Annotated in this window: 12 protein-coding genes, 1 pseudogene and 1 riboswitch; of the genes and pseudogenes, 8 read left to right on the top strand and 5 right to left on the bottom strand. The window is 29.9% G+C overall.

Annotation, left to right across the window (positions count from 1 at the left end; genetic code table 11):
* From IW20_RS18490 to IW20_RS18460, 7 genes and pseudogenes are all read left to right on the top strand, one after another.
* Nucleotides 1-388, top strand: a pseudogene (locus IW20_RS18490) (hypothetical protein); the annotation flags it as partial.
* Complete coding sequence (locus tag IW20_RS18485; RefSeq protein ID WP_035625799.1) at nucleotides 379-1,116, top strand: hypothetical protein; 738 nt, start codon at nucleotides 379-381, stop codon at nucleotides 1,114-1,116. The pseudogene IW20_RS18490 and the gene IW20_RS18485, both read left to right, overlap by 10 nt.
* 100 nt (nucleotides 1,117-1,216) lie before the next feature.
* Nucleotides 1,217-2,455 (top strand): phosphoribosyltransferase-like protein, encoded by a 1,239-nt coding sequence (locus IW20_RS18480; protein WP_035625796.1) that lies wholly within the window; start codon nucleotides 1,217-1,219, stop codon nucleotides 2,453-2,455.
* Nucleotides 2,456-2,621: 166 nt separating this feature from the next.
* Nucleotides 2,622-3,761: a reverse transcriptase family protein gene (locus tag IW20_RS18475; RefSeq protein WP_035625791.1), complete on the top strand. Its 1,140-nt coding sequence runs from the start codon at nucleotides 2,622-2,624 to the stop codon at nucleotides 3,759-3,761.
* Nucleotides 3,762-3,798: 37 nt separating this feature from the next.
* The gene (locus IW20_RS18470; protein WP_051885944.1) at nucleotides 3,799-5,658 is read left to right on the top strand and encodes an McrB family protein; all 1,860 of its coding nucleotides are present in this window, start codon (nucleotides 3,799-3,801) and stop codon (nucleotides 5,656-5,658) included.
* Nucleotides 5,648-6,949: a 5-methylcytosine restriction system specificity protein McrC gene (locus tag IW20_RS18465; protein WP_051885940.1), complete on the top strand. Its 1,302-nt coding sequence runs from the start codon at nucleotides 5,648-5,650 to the stop codon at nucleotides 6,947-6,949. The genes IW20_RS18470 and IW20_RS18465 overlap by 11 nt, the downstream gene beginning before the upstream one ends.
* A 428-nt stretch (nucleotides 6,950-7,377) precedes the next feature.
* Nucleotides 7,378-7,980, top strand: a complete 603-nt coding sequence (locus IW20_RS18460) for a hypothetical protein (RefSeq protein WP_123869486.1) — start codon at nucleotides 7,378-7,380, stop codon at nucleotides 7,978-7,980.
* 77 nt (nucleotides 7,981-8,057) lie between these two features.
* Here the strand turns inward: IW20_RS18460 and IW20_RS18455 are convergent, their stop codons facing one another.
* The 5 genes from IW20_RS18455 to IW20_RS25510 all read right to left on the bottom strand — a co-directional run bounded on the left by IW20_RS18455 (nucleotide 8,058) and on the right by IW20_RS25510 (nucleotide 15,660).
* The gene (locus IW20_RS18455; protein WP_035625823.1) at nucleotides 8,058-9,530 is read right to left on the bottom strand and encodes an aminotransferase class V-fold PLP-dependent enzyme; all 1,473 of its coding nucleotides are present in this window, start codon (nucleotides 9,528-9,530) and stop codon (nucleotides 8,058-8,060) included.
* 49 nt (nucleotides 9,531-9,579) lie between these two features.
* Complete coding sequence (locus tag IW20_RS18450; protein WP_240478512.1) at nucleotides 9,580-10,626, bottom strand: TlpA disulfide reductase family protein; 1,047 nt, start codon at nucleotides 10,624-10,626, stop codon at nucleotides 9,580-9,582.
* A 247-nt stretch (nucleotides 10,627-10,873) separates the two neighbouring features.
* A riboswitch (SAM riboswitch) is annotated at nucleotides 10,874-10,973 on the bottom strand.
* Nucleotides 10,974-11,236: 263 nt separating this feature from the next.
* Nucleotides 11,237-13,597, bottom strand: coding sequence for a T9SS type A sorting domain-containing protein (locus IW20_RS18445; RefSeq protein WP_035625788.1), 2,361 nt, complete (start codon nucleotides 13,595-13,597; stop codon nucleotides 11,237-11,239).
* 48 nt (nucleotides 13,598-13,645) lie between these two features.
* Nucleotides 13,646-14,344: a deoxyribonuclease V gene (nfi, locus tag IW20_RS18440; RefSeq protein WP_035625785.1), complete on the bottom strand. Its 699-nt coding sequence runs from the start codon at nucleotides 14,342-14,344 to the stop codon at nucleotides 13,646-13,648.
* Nucleotides 14,345-14,346: 2 nt separating this feature from the next.
* The gene (locus IW20_RS25510) at nucleotides 14,347-15,660 is read right to left on the bottom strand and encodes an endonuclease V (protein WP_051885936.1); all 1,314 of its coding nucleotides are present in this window, start codon (nucleotides 15,658-15,660) and stop codon (nucleotides 14,347-14,349) included.
* 331 nt (nucleotides 15,661-15,991) lie between these two features.
* On the opposite strand from IW20_RS25510, the gene IW20_RS18430 reads away from it, so the two are divergent.
* Nucleotides 15,992-17,251 (top strand): WG repeat-containing protein, encoded by a 1,260-nt coding sequence (locus IW20_RS18430; RefSeq protein WP_035625783.1) that lies wholly within the window; start codon nucleotides 15,992-15,994, stop codon nucleotides 17,249-17,251.
* Nucleotides 17,252-17,996: the final 745 nt, after the last annotated feature.

Genomic DNA, 17,996 nt, shown 5'->3' with positions numbered 1-17,996 from the left:
ACATATTGATGAAATTGAAAAATTCGATTTGACACCTTGCATTTTTCAAGAGAAAATAGAAAAGTCAATAGAATTGCGTGTAACCGTAGTTGGAGAAAATGTATTTACTGCAGGTGTAAATTCTCAAATATTGGAAGCCACTAAAACGGATTGGCGAAAAGAAAAATTAGAATTTTATATAGAAGAAATTCCAAATGAGATAAAAGAAAAATGTATCTCATTAGTTAAAATCTTGAATCTCAAATTCGGAGCAATTGACTTAATTAAGGATATAAATGGTAATTATATTTTTTTAGAAATCAATCCCAATGGACAATGGGCTTGGATTGAAAATGAAACTGGTTTAAAAATTTCTGATTCAATAATAAACGAATTACTATGTGGATAAATTTCTTGAAGAGTATTGGTGTAATTTCTAGAAAGAACCAGGAAGAGCCATGTGCTTATAAGCATACTGATTACGATTTAGAAGAAGAATCCGATTCAGAGAAAATAGTACTGCACAAAGAGTTTTTAAAGTCTATTTTAGAAGAAGAAAACAATCGACTTGGTTTTATCGAAAATAAAACCTCTCAAATTATTTCTCAAACAAGTATAGTGTTTTCATTATTAGGTTTGTTTGCTCCTATAATAATGGAAAGTTTTGAAAATATACCACTTTTTTTTAAAATATTAATAATTGGTTCCTTATTGCTTACTTTTTCATTTTACCTTTTATCAATAACAAACGCCCTTAAAAATTTTGATATAAAAAAATTTAAATATCCTCGGGCTAACCCTTCCAATGTTTTAGATTTTAAAACAAACTCAATAGAACAATTTAATGCTGAACTTGTTAGAGATTATCTTTACTCTATTGATAAAGTTGTTAAGATAAATAATGAAAAGGGCACAAATTTATTACATGCACACAGAGCTTTCAAACTTGGTATTTTTCTAACAGGAATACTAGTGATGTTTGTTTGCTCAATACTGTTTTTTACAAAAAAAGAAGAGTCAAACATAACTATTAAGCACCCTATTGAAATTAAACATTTAGATTCTATATTTAAAAAGAATAGACCTATTATAATTATTCAAAAAGACACTTTTAAAAAAGGAAGTTTAAAGAAATAATGAATATTAGGCTATGCAAGAGATTTTAAAATAAATTTAGGACATAAAAGAATATATTATTATAAATTGGCAGATGATAGACAATATTTAAAAACTAATAATGGCGCATACGTTTAAATTAAGCATTCAAACCTTAAGTAAAATAGACCTATTGTTACCTCGTTTAAAGCATTCTGTTTTTCCAACAAAAATAATCCGTTGGTTAGAAAACTTTGATGAAGATGAGGTTGATTTAGCAATTGATTTATTGAGCGTGTATGAATACATTCCATTTAATGAGTTCATATTTCGATTAAATGATTTATTATTGGAAGTACTAAAGAGTATACCGGCTGGAGAAAAAATAATAATATTTCCATATGGTAAAGTTGGGAAGAGTGGAACACTAGTTACTTATCCTTTAAAAAACACTGATGCTTTCAAAAAAAGGCAAAATGATATTGAGTTGACACATGATTATGAAAATATCAAAAAACCTGGAGAGTATAACCATTTTGTTTTTTTAGATGATTTTATAGGTAGTGGACAAACATTTTGTACTGAATACTCTAGAATAGATTATGTTAAAAAATGGATTGAAGATAATAAAATTGACAATGTATATTTATTATCAACCATAATTATGGCTGAAGGAAAGAAATACATCCAAGATCGATTTTCAACTGTAAAAATTATATCAGAAGTTAGAAATAAAATATTTGATAAATCATTATCACCATTAAAAGCATTTGGAAATATTCGTAATATTGAAAAATTAGCATTAAAACGTGGTGGCAAATATGCTTATGGTTTTGATGAGAGTCAATCATTAATATCATATTTTCACTGTACACCAAATAATACACTTTCAATAATTTGGAAAGATAATAAGTGGTTTCCAATCTTTCCTAGATTTGCAACTATCAGAATGGATGAAGCACGTGAATTTAAAAAAGAAATAGCTTTTTACATTGGAATTTGTAACCGCTTAGGAATCGATTTATATACCGGAAACTCAATAATAAAAGAAAAGAAAGGTAAAGAAGTTAGGGTCATAAGGCACAATACAAAACAAGATCATTCGGTCATTGCACTTTTAATTTTAAAGAATTATGGCTATGATAATTTATTAATCTGTCACATATTAGGTCTGACAAGAGAGGAAATAAGATTAATTTATCATGAAGCTCAAGACCTAGGCTTTATTAGTAAAGCTTATGACATAACTGCAGAAGGAACTCAATTTATTAAAGAGTTAAAAAGAAAAACAAGAAAAGAAAATTTTAGAAAGGAAACAGCTAAAAATTTAGAAATAAAAAATATTATATACATACCACAAATGCTTAATGGATTGACATGATTTTTAGTTAGCAAATAACCCGTAATAAGGTTTTCTCGGTGTAGTTCATCGAGAACTAATAAAGCTACTTAATAGCAGACTCAGCAATACTTTTGCTCACTAATTTCGAAAATAAAATCAGTGAGTAATACTATTATTTAACATTCAAGAAAGAGTAACATTAATTATGTCATTTCCATTTGAGCAATTTATTATAGAATCTAAAGAGCAAAATAAATCACAAGAATTTATTGATGCTTGCTTAACTTATGGCAAAAAATTAGATGACAAAGAGTTTCCAGTTATCTTCTCATTGGAACATTTGGCAATGCATATGGCTATTCAATCGGATTATCTTAGAATTTTAATTGGGGATGATAAAAAAAACTTGGTATATGGTAGTGAGTATAAATATGAAAGATATAATTACTTTAAATTAAAAAAGAGAGACGGTAAATTTAGGGAGATAATGTCCCCTTCAAAAGATTTAAAATATATCCAAAAATGGATTTTAGTAAACATAGTTAGTAAATATGTTTTAGCAGATAGTTGTAAAGGGTTTAGAAAAAATATTTTCATTGCTCACAATGCAAAAGTTCATGAAAATTCAGAAGTTATCTTAAAAGTTGATTTATTAAAATTCTACGACACTATAACTGAAAAAAGAGTGTATGGACTTTTTAAATCATTGGGTTACATAAATAATTTAGCATATTCATTTGCAAAAATTACAACAGCAAAACATAGAGATAGTTATTGGAATGATTTTGATGAAAATTCTAAAGAAATATTAAAAGAATTAATAGAGAACAAACCACCTATATTGCCACAAGGAGCGCCGACAAGCCCGATGATTTCAAATATTCTGGCTACTAAAATGGATTACAGATTTGAAGCTTTGGCAAGAAAATTAAATTGTAATTACTCCAGATATGCTGATGATTTAACATTTTCTATCAAAAGAGAAGGGAAATTACCATCATTAAAATTGATTACAAAAATCATTTCTAACGAAGGTTTTTTTATTAATGATAAAAAAACTAAATATATGAAGAAAGGTTGTAAACAATACGTAACAGGATTGACAACAACCAATGGTACCAATGTTTCAAAGGGATACAGAAAAACAATTACAGAACATATTTATTATTGCAGAAAGTATGGAGTTAATAGTCATTTAGAGAAACGTATCAAAGATTTTCCTAAATACAATAATATTAAATTTCACAATTGGTTATATGGTCACATGTGTTTCATTAAATCAATAAATGAAAATGCAAGTAAAAAAATGCTAGAAGATTTTAATAAAATCAATTGGTATATATAAAACTTATTTGATAAAATATTCAATTTTATAAAAATAAATGGATCAAAATAAATTACTAGAATCTATAGAATTCTTCAATAAATTAAAGATTTTCGAAGAAGACGTTACAACAGATTTAGAAAAAACTCAAGGTTATTTTGCAGTTGTTGTTACTTATGAATATAAAGATTATTCCTGTAAAACAAAAAAATTATATTATAAAGATATTGCATTACAAGGAAACGTACATAACAAATCCCAGCTACAAAATTATTTTAAGACTCCTGTTTTTTGGTTAGATATTGAAACACACGATTGGCCTCACGGCAAGGGAGCAGAGATTGAAAAAAGAGTGATAAAGGATATGTTTGATGGAGATAATCCTGATTTTGAAAAATTATTAAAATTAATTGCCAATAATAAATCTACTGGGTTTATTCAAGAAATTACTTGGGAAGGTAGAACACAAATGTATGGGCATAATTTTGAGAATAACAATCATTGGCATGACTTAATCAAATTGATTCAATATGTTATTAAGAGCAAGGGTAAAATGCCCCCCAAAGAATATTTTAGCAGATTAGTTTTTAAGTGGCATAAAGAAGGTAGAGATAGTTTAAGCCCTGATTTAGGTGGCAGAAAAATGATCTGGGATTTATTAAACAACATCAAATTTATTCAAACCAAACTTTCTAAAATGGAATTATCAAAGATCCTTTTAAATAAAAAACAAATCATCCTGCAAGGCCCTCCAGGAACCGGCAAAACGTACACGTCGAAAGATCTTGCAGAGGAGCTAATTTATAGTAAAATCTCAGTTGATAAGAAAATACAAAAAGAAAACTTAGAAAATTCAGATCAATTTAAATTGATACAATTCCATCCTTCTTATTCTTACGAAGATTTTGTTAGAGGGATTACTGCAAAAAGTAAAGATGGAGTAATTGAATACATCACTGAGAATAAAGTTTTAGCTAAGTTTGCAAAAAAAGCATTAAAAAACTTTAATGATACTAATAAAGAACAAATAGAAGTTTCAAAAGAAAAATGGATAGGTGAACAATTTGAAAAATTTATTGATTTTATTTCTGACAACATAGAAAGGAATGGAAAAATTGAGATTACTGAATCTGTAAATATTATAAAGTTAGACGAAGATGCTTTCAGATATAAGGGTATAGATGGGTGGTCTAAAAATGGTAATAGAATGCTCTTTGAAGATATAAAGCAAGCATATCTAGATGAAAATAACGATAGACAAGATGTAAAACACAATAAGGATTTATCTGGGTTGGCTAAATGGCACGCAAGTTATTACATTAGAGTTCTTGATAAATTTAGAAAATTTTTAAAGGATAACAACATAGTTTTTGTTGCAAACACTTCAGAAAAAGAAAAATTAAAAAATTATGTATTAATCATTGACGAAATCAATAGAGCTAATCTTCCTGCTGTCTTGGGGGAATTGATTTATGCTTTGGAATATCGTGGAGAAAAAGTAGAAAGTATGTATGACATTGACGGAGATAATACATTAATAATTCCACCAAATTTATTTATCATTGGTACTATGAATACTGCTGACAGAAGTGTAGGACATATTGATTACGCTATTCGAAGACGTTTTGCTTTTGTTGATGTTTTACCAGATGCTTCAGTAATAGAAAATTTAAATGCTAGAGCTCTATTTGAAGAAATTAGTAAACTTTTCCATAATAATGAAACTCTTGCCTCTGATTTCAAACCAACTCAAGTACAATTAGGACACAGTTATTTCATAGTAAAAGACGATACCGAATTACATCTTAAAGCCAAATACGAAATTATACCTATTTTAGAAGAATATCTAAAAGACGGTATATTATTAGAAAAAGCAGAAAAAATAATTTCAGATTTAAGAAACAGATTTGACAACTAATTTATTTGAATATTGGGAGCATTTCGATAATGCTTTAAAAATTGAACATCAACAACTTTTGTCAGATGAAAAGTATAGCTATGACTTTTCCAAACCAAAAGGAAATATTTTATGTTTTAATATTTATACAAAAAATAATCAGCTTTTCCTAAACACATCATACTGCATTGGTGTAGATTGGTTAGATGATAAATCAGCTATATATATTGCTCCTAAACTAAATTCAAAGAGCACTAAAGAAGAAGAAAAGTTAATAGAAGTCGATTATATAAAAATGCTTTTCTCTTCTTTAAAATACATGGAAACTTCAAACGAAATAAATGATTTGTTTGAAATAAAATGGAACAAACCAGAAATAGAGATTAAACAAACCCAAGATTTACTAACTCCATTGTTGGTAATTCAATATTTAAATTTATTAAAAACAATAGTTCGTAAGGGATTAAAAAAATCATATTACAAAGTTGAACATAATTTAAATAGTAGAGTAAAAGGAAAGATTTTAGTGGGTAAAAACATGAAACAAAACATATTGAAAAACAAACAATTACACACCTATTGCCAGTATGATGAGTTTGGAGTAAATGGTTTAGAAAATCGTTTGCTAAAAAAAGCATTAGTTTTCGTGAAAAAAATTTTACCAACTTTAGACAAAATCAATCATAAGAATTTAGCATCAGATTTGTTCAACTACATCACTCCGGCTTTCGAAACTATTTCCAAAAAAGTAGAACTGAATGAAATAAAGCATACAAAAAATAATACTTTTTATAAAGAATACGCAGAAGCCACTAGATTAGCAAAATTGATTTTAAAACGTTTTGGCTATAATATTTCTAATGTCGAAAAGCAGACTATTTTGACACCTCCATTTTGGATTGATATGAGTAAGCTTTTTGAGTATTATGTTTTGGGACTGTTAAAAAAACAATATCCAAATCAGGGGGAAGTGAAATTTCAGTTTAATTGTAATAATGCCCATGAAATTGATTATCTTTTAAACTCAGAAGAAATTCAAATGGTTATTGATGCTAAATACAAGCCTAAGTACAAATATAAGTCAGGTATTGAAAAAGAGGATTTTCGACAAATTAGTGGTTATGCCAGATTAAAAAAAGTCTATGACGAGTTCAAAATAGAAGATTATAGCAAAAATATAGATTGTTTGGTTATCTATCCTGATTTAGAGACTCAGCATAATGATTTAAGTAAGTTAAAAGCAGAAGAAAATAAGATTGGAAAGTATGTTTGTTTTTATAAAATTGGGGTAAACTTACCAATTATTGAATAAGTAAAAGGGACATTCCTTTTAGGATAGTCTCCTTTAATATTTTTTTAAAGTTATTTGTAACTTATACCTTAAGAAGCATGTGCAATAATCATATAATAATCTTCCAAAATTTGGTTAGATATTTGAATGCTTCCCGCTAGGAAGATATAAGTACAACAAGATTCCAATTAGTAGCGGGAACAAGACTCTAACCTCTAACCGTAATTCGTAAGACTTTTTATGATTGAAACCACCAAGCAATTCCTTAAGAAATTAAGAAGTAGTTTCATTTTTGCTTATTATGTCTGACAAAGTCTTTATGTTGGTTAAGCAATTATTCTTTTTCTTCAATAGTATATTTATGCTACCGAAAGAAATATCCAAATAATAAATTTATCTTTCTTAAATTTACTCCAGTACCTGTAACATTTTAATTTCTAACTTCTAAAATGATGGATTTTCAGAATGATGAATTTTCAAAAATAGAATCACTAAAATCAAAGAAAATAACTTTTATAGTAAAGTTTTTTGCAACATTTGTTTTTGTGAGTGCTATTTTAGGAATAATTAGTTTAGAGATAATTATCATTGAATCTGGAAAATTATCTGTTGAATTTAAAATTTCGTCTATAGTAATATGCGTAATTCTTTTATCTTTTTTGGTATACTTCGTATTAAAGGATACAATTAGTATCATAAAAAACAAAATTACCAAAGTAATAGTTGATCAAAGTGGTTTGCACCATTATAAAGATGAAATAATTATTGAATCACTAACTTTTGAAGCTTTATGTCCAAATCACGATCTGAAAAATTATGATGTAGTTTTATCAGAGGGTGAAGATGTAGGTTATGATATTTGTGTATATTATTTCGATAACTCTAAGAACACAATAATATATAAAGCCATTATATTCAATACTCCTTTTTCGATACGCAATGGAAAAGAATTAAAAAGACATTTCATAAAGGGTGTTTTAAAGTTCCGATCTGATTTGAAAGTTTCACCAAAAGTTTTAGATGTACTAAATTTAAAGGATTTACAAAATTAAATTGTCTCGTCCTGAAGATAAAGTAATTTATAAAAAAATCGACAGATTTAATACTTTTCGAATATTCATTTCATGATTTAATCTAACTTAAACCATTCATTTACCTCATCAGCAATCGTTTCCCTTATTTCGGGAATTTCAAATTCATTTGTAACGGAATTATATTCGTAATCTTTTTGCCATTTCTTGTAATGTAAAGCCACCTGTTCTATCGCGTCACAGATAAACATAAGTTCATCATTTATCATAATCGGATGCAGAGACAACCGTACCCAGCCTGGTTTATTAGTTTGGTTTCTCTCTAAAAGTTCGTTTGTAATTGTTGCTGATTTATTTTCGTTTATATTAAACAAATAATGCGCATAAGTACTTGCACATGACCAGCCACCACGAACCTGAATCCCGAAACGATCATTTAAAAGCTTTACGATTAAATTATAGTGAATATCTTCGATTACAAAAGAAATACAACCAATTCTTTCCGTTTTTAAATCTCCTAAAATGGACAAACCCTTTATTTTTTGAAGCCTCAGAAAACAAACAGTAAGCAGTTCTTTTTCTCTTTTTTTAATATTTAGAATTCCCATTTTATCTTTTAATTCTAAAGCTAAAGCAGTCCTTATTACCTGCAGAAAACCAGGTGTCCCACCATCTTCTCTAACTTCTATTGCCTGACTATAACAATAGCTGCCCAAAGGATTTGTCCATTTTACATTTCCACCGCCTGGATTATCCGGAAATTCAGCTTTGTATAATTTTTCATTAAATACTAAAACACCAGAGGTTCCCGGTCCTCCTAGAAATTTATGAGGAGAAAAGAAAATAGCATCTAATTGCTGCTCTGGATCTTTCGGATGCATATCTATTTTGACATAAGGCGCTGAAGCTGCAAAGTCAACAAAACAAAGTCCTCCATTTTGATGCATGATTTTTGCCAATTCATAATAAGGTGTAATAATTCCTGTTACATTTGAACAGGCGGTAAAAGAACCTATTTTTAAGCTTCTGTGAGCGTATTTTTTAATTTCTTGAGAAAGAATATTGGAATCGACCAAATTATTTACGTCTGGAGGCAAAATCACAACATCAGCATTTGTTTCATACCATGAAACCTGATTGGAATGATGTTCCATATGCGTAATAAATATAACTGGCTTATCAGTTTCATAATCTTTTCGTAAACGCATAATGCGGTGTAATTTTGACAAAGCCGCCGTCATTCCAGTTCCTGTAGTCACCAAGACATCAGATTCATTTGCGTTTACAGACTTCTTAATTATATCTCTCGCATATTGATAAGCATGAGTTGAAGTCTGACCTGTTTGACTAGAAAGTGAATGCGTATTGGCAATCATTGGACCGATTTTATGGAGCATAATATCCTCAATTGGAGCGTATAATCTCCCACTGGCAACCCAATCTGCATAAAGCAGGTTTTGTTTTCCATAAACTGATTCAAAGCAGTGGTTTACTCCTATTGTATTTTCTCTAAATTTTGAGAAGTAGCACTCCAGTTCAACTGGTTCTGTTGTTATATCAATCACATTCATTTCCTTTCTCATTTTAATTAACTAAATTTATTATTAGAATCTTCGAAGATTAATTTGCTTGTCCTAAAAGCGATCTAAGAGTAGTCTGCAATTCTTCTCCGTGAAGATTTTTTGCTACGATTATTCCTTTTGAGTCGACTAAATAATTCCCCGGAATAGCTCTTACTCCATATAATTTTGCAATAGCACTATTCCAGAAAAGTAAATCAGAAACGTGCAGCCAAGTCAAATTATCATCCTGAATTCCTTTAATCCAATTTTCTTTCTTTTTATCCAAAGAAACTCCTACTATATTAAATCCTTTGTCATGAAATTCTTTATAAGCTGCAACGATATTTGGGTTTTCTCTTCGGCATGGTCCGCACCATGAAGCCCAGAAATCAACTAAAGTATAGCCTTTTAAATTTTCAGAAAGACGAACTGATTTGCCTTGCGGATCATTAGCTGTAAAATCAGGCACTTTTTTACCAACCGACAAACCGTCTAAAACGGTAACCAGTTCTTTTAACTCTTTTACATATGTACTGTTTTGCTGGCTTTTATCAAGCAAAGCAATGTTCTGAGTTATTTGTTCCGGTGTTAATCTGTAAGACCAGTTTCTATATAATACATAAGCTGGAACTATAGATTTTGGGTTTTCTGTAATGAATGTACTTATTTCTACCTCTTTCGATTTTCTATACGACTCAAATAAATTTTGAGATTCAGAACCTTCAACCACAGAGGTACTATAATATTTCTTTGGACTTAATTTTACGTTAATTGGACCTTTTTCAAGAAAAACATACAATGGAGAGTCTTCTGTGTTTACACTCAATCCATACAATTCAGGTGTTTTCACTTTTGTCTTAAAGCTGAAACTTCCCTCCTTCACTTTTGCGGAATCGATAGTTGTAAACATTTTATTGTGAAATTTCTGCAAATAAACATATTGAGCAACCGTATCTATAACAGTTCCTTTAAGCTGTAAATTACTTTCTTGTGCCTGTGTTTGTGCTGTTCCAAATAATAAGGCAAATCCTAATAGTATTTTTTTCATTTTATTTTGATTGTTTAATAAAAATTTGACATTGTCGAATAGTTCGTTTTTTTTCATTTTAGTTTAGTTTAATATTGAACAAAAGAATTCCTTCAAGCTATTGTAAAAGAGCTTTCGTAAATGCTATTTATAAAGATGTATTGGAGAAATTAGTGTTTTTGCATTCGTAAACCAGCAAGACTATTTTCTTCAAAGATTGAATTCAAAAGCTCATAACTGGTATACAAATGATATAGTTTGGTTTTCATTTTAAAAAATAAATAAATTTAACAATGATGACCTTATTCAGATTTTGAGCAAATCTTTCTTATCTGTCCGTTACAACGGCAGGATTTAGCACCTTATTAAGCAACAGGTTGCTAAGACGTCACAGGGCCTACTCCCTCAGTCTTTCTGGATAAGTATCATACAGAAATTTTCTGTGACACAAATATATATAAATTCTATCAAATTAATATAGTTTGAAAATATTTTTTTTATTTTATATTTCTGAAATATAAATTAACTTCTAAACAATTACATACAAACCCTTTGCATTTGTAAAAAATATGTATTCTGATTTTATATCCCCTCTAGAAATTGATTAGACAGTTCAAGATCACCTATAAATTTAGAAGAGCTGAAAGAATTAACTCTTTCAGCTCTTCTTTCATTCGAAAAAACTTATTTATTTTTTATAAAATTTAAACTTATGAATTTTATTATCGGAATTAATTATAATGTAATATATTCCTGTTGTCAAATTCTTTACATCAGCTTGTCTTAAATCAAAAGAAGATTTTTTTATAGTCTGTCCTAGCATGTTTATTATTTCATAAGAATCGATAGGTGTGCTTCCTGAAATCATTAGTGTACTTTCAACTGGGTTTGGATATAAAAATAAAGACCTATCCATAGTTACATCTTCAGTTGATAAACTTGGGGTTATAATCACACTGATCGTTTCATTTGAGCTAAGTCCGCAAGCACTTAAAATTGAAAAGTTTATTTGGCTTGAGCCACTAAGAGTTTCATGGAATGATATCGTGAGAATATTGTCTGTAATAATAGCTTGATACAGTCCTGATTCTGGATTTCCATTTGTAATACTGTAAGTGTTTTTATTACCTACTGTAGACGAAAAATAATCATCCAGATTAATTACAATCTGTTTCGCTCCAGTGTTTACCACAATAGCAGGCAATGAGTTTGTTAATTCAGGCTTGGTGCTAGCATCACTTTCATAAGCGCCCAAATCTACATTCTCTCCTTTTACTCTTTTATTCCCTACAATATCTACATCATTTTGAGTCCATAAATTCTTTGTGCCTGGTAGAATAAGTGCTGCATTAGTACCAGCATCCGCAACAATTGAGCATGCATTTATGCGCAAACCGTCATCAATCGTTCTCCATATACCATCCTTACCAATCGGATTTGTTGCATCATTGAAAAGTAATCCTGAAAAATTTTCGGTGTGATATCGGTTGTTTGTAGCTAGAAGATAAGCAGATTGCGATGCTTGGCTAAAAGCAATTTCGTTTATTGAGTTGTCTTCAAAAACACAATTCTGTAACTGTGTAGTTCGTTGTGCATCCGAAATTCCCCAGTTCAAATAAATTGCTCCACCTTGCAGTTTAGCCTTGTTTGCATGAAATGTAAGATTTGTAAAACCAACTGGATATGAAGAAGCATTAGTTCCGTAAGATATGGCACCAGCATAAAGTTCAGCCGTATTTTGAGTGAATACACTGTTTGAAACAGCTATTCTATTCTTAGTTGAAGGGACAGAAGTTAGAGACAAAGCTCCTGAAGATCCTGCCGAATGGTTGCCAGCAAAAATACAATTACTAATCTCTATATCAGATAAGGCAAAAATAGCACCACCACTACCAGAGTTGCCTCTGTTGGAAGGAATGATACTATTGTTAATAAAATTGCATTTATCAATTTTGGTAGAGGTATCATATCCTAAACTTATGGCACCACCCATGGCGACACCGGAGCTCAGAGAATTAATTATTTGATTTGTAAAATCACACCTTACAATATTAAGGTTAGTACGTTCCGCGTGAATAGCACCTCCACGGGTTGAAATTGTAATTAGACCATTTAAAACACCGCCAGGTACACATGTATTCTTGTCGAATTTAGAATCGGTAATCTTGATTTCATTTCTCAATAAAGGATCTGATGAATAAAAAAGTAATGCTCCTCCATCTGCCTTTGATTTATTATCTGTAAACGTACAGTTGCTAATAAAACCAGATACCCCGTTGTTAACAATATATGCTGCAGCACCCTGCCCTGCAAAATTTTGTAAAAAAATACAATTATCAAAGGAAACAGAAGATCCACTACTATAAATCGCTCCAGCTTGGTTTACAGACTCATTACCCATAAATACATTGTTGGCAAATGTTAGATTCGAACCATACAGAATGGAGAGCCCACCAGTACTGCTATTTGATTTGTTACCAATAAACTTATTATTGGTAATTATAATATCAGATGATAAAATCCATCCTGCTCCGCCAGTATTATGATACACGATATAACTTGCGATAGTTATGGCTCCACTAGTCCTGTTGTTGTTGGCTTTAGTAACTGTAAAACCATCTAGCCTACTTGATGAAGTCAAATCTACACATAACAATAATGTATAGATATTGTCAGTTTCGTCATTTTTAACACCTATATCACCACTCAAAATAGTAGTATTTGTTTCTGGATTTCTCTCGCTTAAGCTTGTCTCTGCACCTGCAAATCCGCCATATAATTTTATCCCTTCTTTAAGAACAAATGTTGCATCTCTAGGATTCGTTGGTATGGTACCATTTCTGTCTCGCGATGGAAAGTATGTACCACTTTTTACCCAAATTTCTTGTCCTGATTTTGCAGCGTTAATTGCATTTTGCAAATTAGTGTAAGCATTAGTCCACGAACTACCATTTCCTAAACCTGTAGCTGAAGCACTTACAAAAACCTGCGCCTGTGCATGATGTAAAAAGACAATGCTTAATAAAATGAATATTTTAAATATTTTCATAAAAGAAAAAGAGAAATTTGTTAATATGAATGAATCGTAAATATATCATTATTCTGACAAGAAAGCGTTTTTATTTTTTAAAAGAAAATTAACTAAATAATCGGCTTGTCGTGTGGTTTCAGGAAGTCTATAATGTGGAGTAAGTTTTAATACCCAAGCAATAGCAGTTTCAAGAGAAATTTTATGCCCTACTGAGACAAACATAGGATTGGTATTATTCTGTGTTCGTAATGCTTTACCAACCAAAATATTGTTGTAAATCAAATCTTGTGTACTTTTTCTTTCTTGTCCCAGCAAATTTTTATCGTAGCTACCTATTAATCTTTTTTTAGCACAGCCAATTGTTGGAATGTTTAATTCTATTCCAAGATGAGTTGCCATTCCAATTCCTTTTGGATGAGCTATTCCTTGAGCATCACATACAATTAAATCAGGTTTTATAGTAAGTTTTTTAAAAGCTTCAATTAAAGAAGGGATCTCTCTAAAAGAAAACAAACCTGGAACATATGGAAATGCTATTTCCATTTCATGAAAGGCTTTTTCAACAACTTCATGAGTTTCTGCATTTAAAACTACAATAGCACCTATCATATTGTCATTAATATCATTATATGCCACATCAACTCCGGCAATATATTGAATTACCTCTGGTAGTTGATCATATATAATTACTTTCTCACGCAAACTATTTTGAAGATCGTAATAAATTTCAAATTCTGTTTTTTTGTCAAATATGTCGTTACTCATTTTTATATTATTATAGCATATTTATTTTCTTCATCATCAAGGAAATCATATCTAATTCTTTTTGGCATAAGTTGCTCAGTTAGCGTAATAGCTTCCTGTACAACAACAGGAACTCGAGTATTGGTCGTTGTTTTTAAAACCCAATCAATTGCTGTTTCCAAACTTATTTTATGTCCAATAGATATATAAAGCGGATTGCTTCTTTCTTGGGTCCGTAATGCTTTGCCCACAATTTTATCATCAAACCATAGTTCTTGCCTATCCCCTCTTAAATGCCCTAAACTCGTTTTTTCATAATATCCAACAAGTCTTTTCTTTGGACATCCAATTGTTGGAATATCTAATTCAATTCCCAGATGAGTAGCTAAGCCAACATTTTTTGGATGTTCAATACCATGTCCGTCACAAAAAATTAATTGAGGTTTTATACTTAGTTTTTCAAACGCTTTTAAAACTGAAGGAACTTCATTATAGGCAAATAAATCAGGAACATGCAATGTAACATCCTCTAACTCAAAAAATGCCTGATCAACAATTTCTTGTGTTTCAATATCCATTACAGCAATGACTGAAATCATTTTTAGATCTACATCATTGTATGCCACACTAACACCTGCAATGTATTTTATCGGATGTTGAATCTGGTCTTCACTAATAATCTTCTGCGCAAGTTCCTTTTGAAGAATATACTTTTCCATAAAAACATCTTCAACTGTATATCCTAATGTTTCTTTCATGCTTTCCTGAACTAAATAGCCATAAAGAGTCTTTCCAGCTCTATCTTGGTTTAATTCACGTGTGAGATTAAAGGGATTGTCTGTATTATAGGTGCAAACAAATAAATCCAAACGAGTAAAAATCTCTTTAGTGTCTTCGTAGTTTTTTATTACATCAAAATTGTCTTTTATCTTCTTATCATAATCTAAATCTTCACGGGTAAAATTATAACCTTGCTGATACTCTTTTTTTCCAATATTATTTACTTTGTAGTCTACAATTGAATCAAATGTTTGTAAATCATAAATAGTGTAGATTCTATTCATAAAATTTTGATCACGATCTTTACTAATATCAAAATTATATCTGCTTTCATCAAAAATGTAAACAAAAATTGAAAAAGAATTTTCGCTTGCCCAAAATTTTATTCCGTGCAGCCTGCGATTTACAAAAGTTTCTCTGATATATTCTTTATCAGAAATGGTTTCTTTAATTCCTGTAAAAGGTTTTCCATTGTACATACCATAATTGGAAGTAGATAAGCTGTCAATAAAAAATAGTTTGCTTTTACTTGGATAATAATTTATTGTGTGATTCATTAATGAATTTAATTTCTCTAGGTAATAGTCTATTTTGAAGATATAAACCTAGTGATTATAATTTGAATTATTCTTTTTAATTCTAACAAAGTCAGTGTTTACAGAATTTCTGTACTAACCCCGTCAAGCAGCTTTAATTTCCAGGTCATTTTTTTTATTTTAAAGAACTGATAGCGTTCTTCTTAGCTTTGCCAACTCTTTTTTTTCACATAGTAAATTTTAAACTGTAAAGAACTTCCTATTTAAAAAACATAATCTTTGTTATATTTGTTTTATACAATCAGAATTTTTCCACACTGGCACTGACAGAAATAGTTAAATACAACAACAAATGAAAAAGGGACTTTACATTATTAAACTAATAGCAATCATAGTTTTTACTAATTCTACCTTTGCCCAAAAAAAAGAATTTGGATATTACATATCAGGACAATACGAAAAACTAATCCTTTTAGATGAGGTAGGTAAACCAATCACAAATGAAACCTTTCAATATGTCGGAGATTTTTCTGAGAATGTATTCCCTGTTCAAAAAAATGACTATTACGGATTTGTTGATATCAAGGGCAATGTTATTGTCCCTTTTCGATACAATTCGGTTTCACAAATGAAAAATGGAGTAGCCATCGTTCAGCTTGGTGAAAAATTCGGCCTTATTGACAACAAAGGAGAATATAAGATCATACCAAAATATGAAAATTTACAATATGAAAACTTTAATAATGGTCTAGCTACTTTTAAAAAAGATGGTTTGGAAGGAACTGTTAATAAAAACGGGGAAGAGATAATCCCTAATAAATTTGAGTTCATTGCGGAATTCTACAAAGGATATGCTAGAGCAAAAAAAAATGGAAAAATTGGGATTATTGACACTAAAGGAAAAACAATAATTCCTTTTCAATATGATCATCTTAGTGAGTTATTTAACGGTTGTTCTTTTGCATTTAGAGAAAGTGATAAATCAAAGGAAGGACTCATGGATTTAAAAGGTAATGTGCTCTTAAATCCGGAATATGATTTTGTTTTTCCATGGGAAGATGAAATGGTTTATCTTACAAAGGATAATGCAAAGGGTGTTGCTGATAAATATGGAAATATTTTAATAGCTCCCCAATATAAAGACATTAAGAAATTAAGCGATGAATTAATGCTATTGGAAAATATGGGAAAATTTGGTTTTGCTAATAATAAAGGAGAAATAACTATTCCTTTGATTTATGATGAGGCTGGAGACTTTTCAGAAGGCTTAGCACCTGTCTTGAAGGATGGAAAATGGGGCTTTATCAATAAAGAAGGTCAGACCGCTATTGATTTTAAATTTATTGGAGTTATGATGCCATTTAATAAAGGTTTTGCCGCTTACGGAAAAAGATCCTTTTCTTCTGGCGCACACTATACGTCTGATTTATGGGGGCTAATAGATAAAAAAGGAAATATTGTGATTGAAAATAAATATGAAAGCATTGTTCCTGGTTATAACGGAAATTTTGTAGTCGAAATAAATGACAAAAAATTATTAATTAACAGCACTGGTGAAATAATAGCTGAATTAAAATACGACGGACGTGCTATCGCTATCGAGGAAAAATAAAGAAATTAAAAACTATTTTCATCATTTTGTTTGTATCAGTTAAAATACATATTGTTTTTTTGACTTTTCTGCAGACTAGTAATTACAACTTAAAATTAATACAAAGTAATTTCGTCGCAATCAGCTATAAGTTAGCTGGATAGTTCACGACTTCTAACAAACCCAAAAAAATGTACATTTTAGGTTCTATTTAATCAATTCAAATCATCCAATAATAAGGTATAAAGACTCTACCCTAAGGATCACTAAGAAAATTCTTCTTGTTAATTTTGGTGTTATTTTATTTACAGTAATTTTATATCATATTTCATTGGTTTATATAGCGAAATGGTTGAAATCGAAGTGCAAATGTTCAATTTTACACTAACTCAGTTATTTCGCCTAACTGCTGTTTACGGAAGAATCACTGACAAAATCCAAATGAATTACAAGGTATTTCTGGATTTTTATTAGAAAAAATACTAGTCACAAGTGGTATAGTACTCAGTAAGTCATTCTTGTCTTCTTTCAAATCTTTTAAATCTTCGTCTCATATTTCAATAAATATCTTTTTATCTTCAATCGCTCTGATATATACCTTAAAATAATGTTATCACTTAGACTTCACTTGTATTCTGCACTTTATGATTGGATACATTATAATATTAAGTAAAGGTTGGATAACAAAAAAACTTAATTATGATAAAGAGCTATAGGTATAACTACTGTCTCTTTAGGAATCAGTACATAAAAAAACAGACTGCTC

This window comes from Flavobacterium hydatis (assembly GCF_000737695.1).
GTDB lineage: Bacteria > Bacteroidota > Bacteroidia > Flavobacteriales > Flavobacteriaceae > Flavobacterium > Flavobacterium hydatis.
Note: the sequence above shows the minus strand (reverse complement) of the source record. Positions and strands in the feature narration are given on the sequence as shown.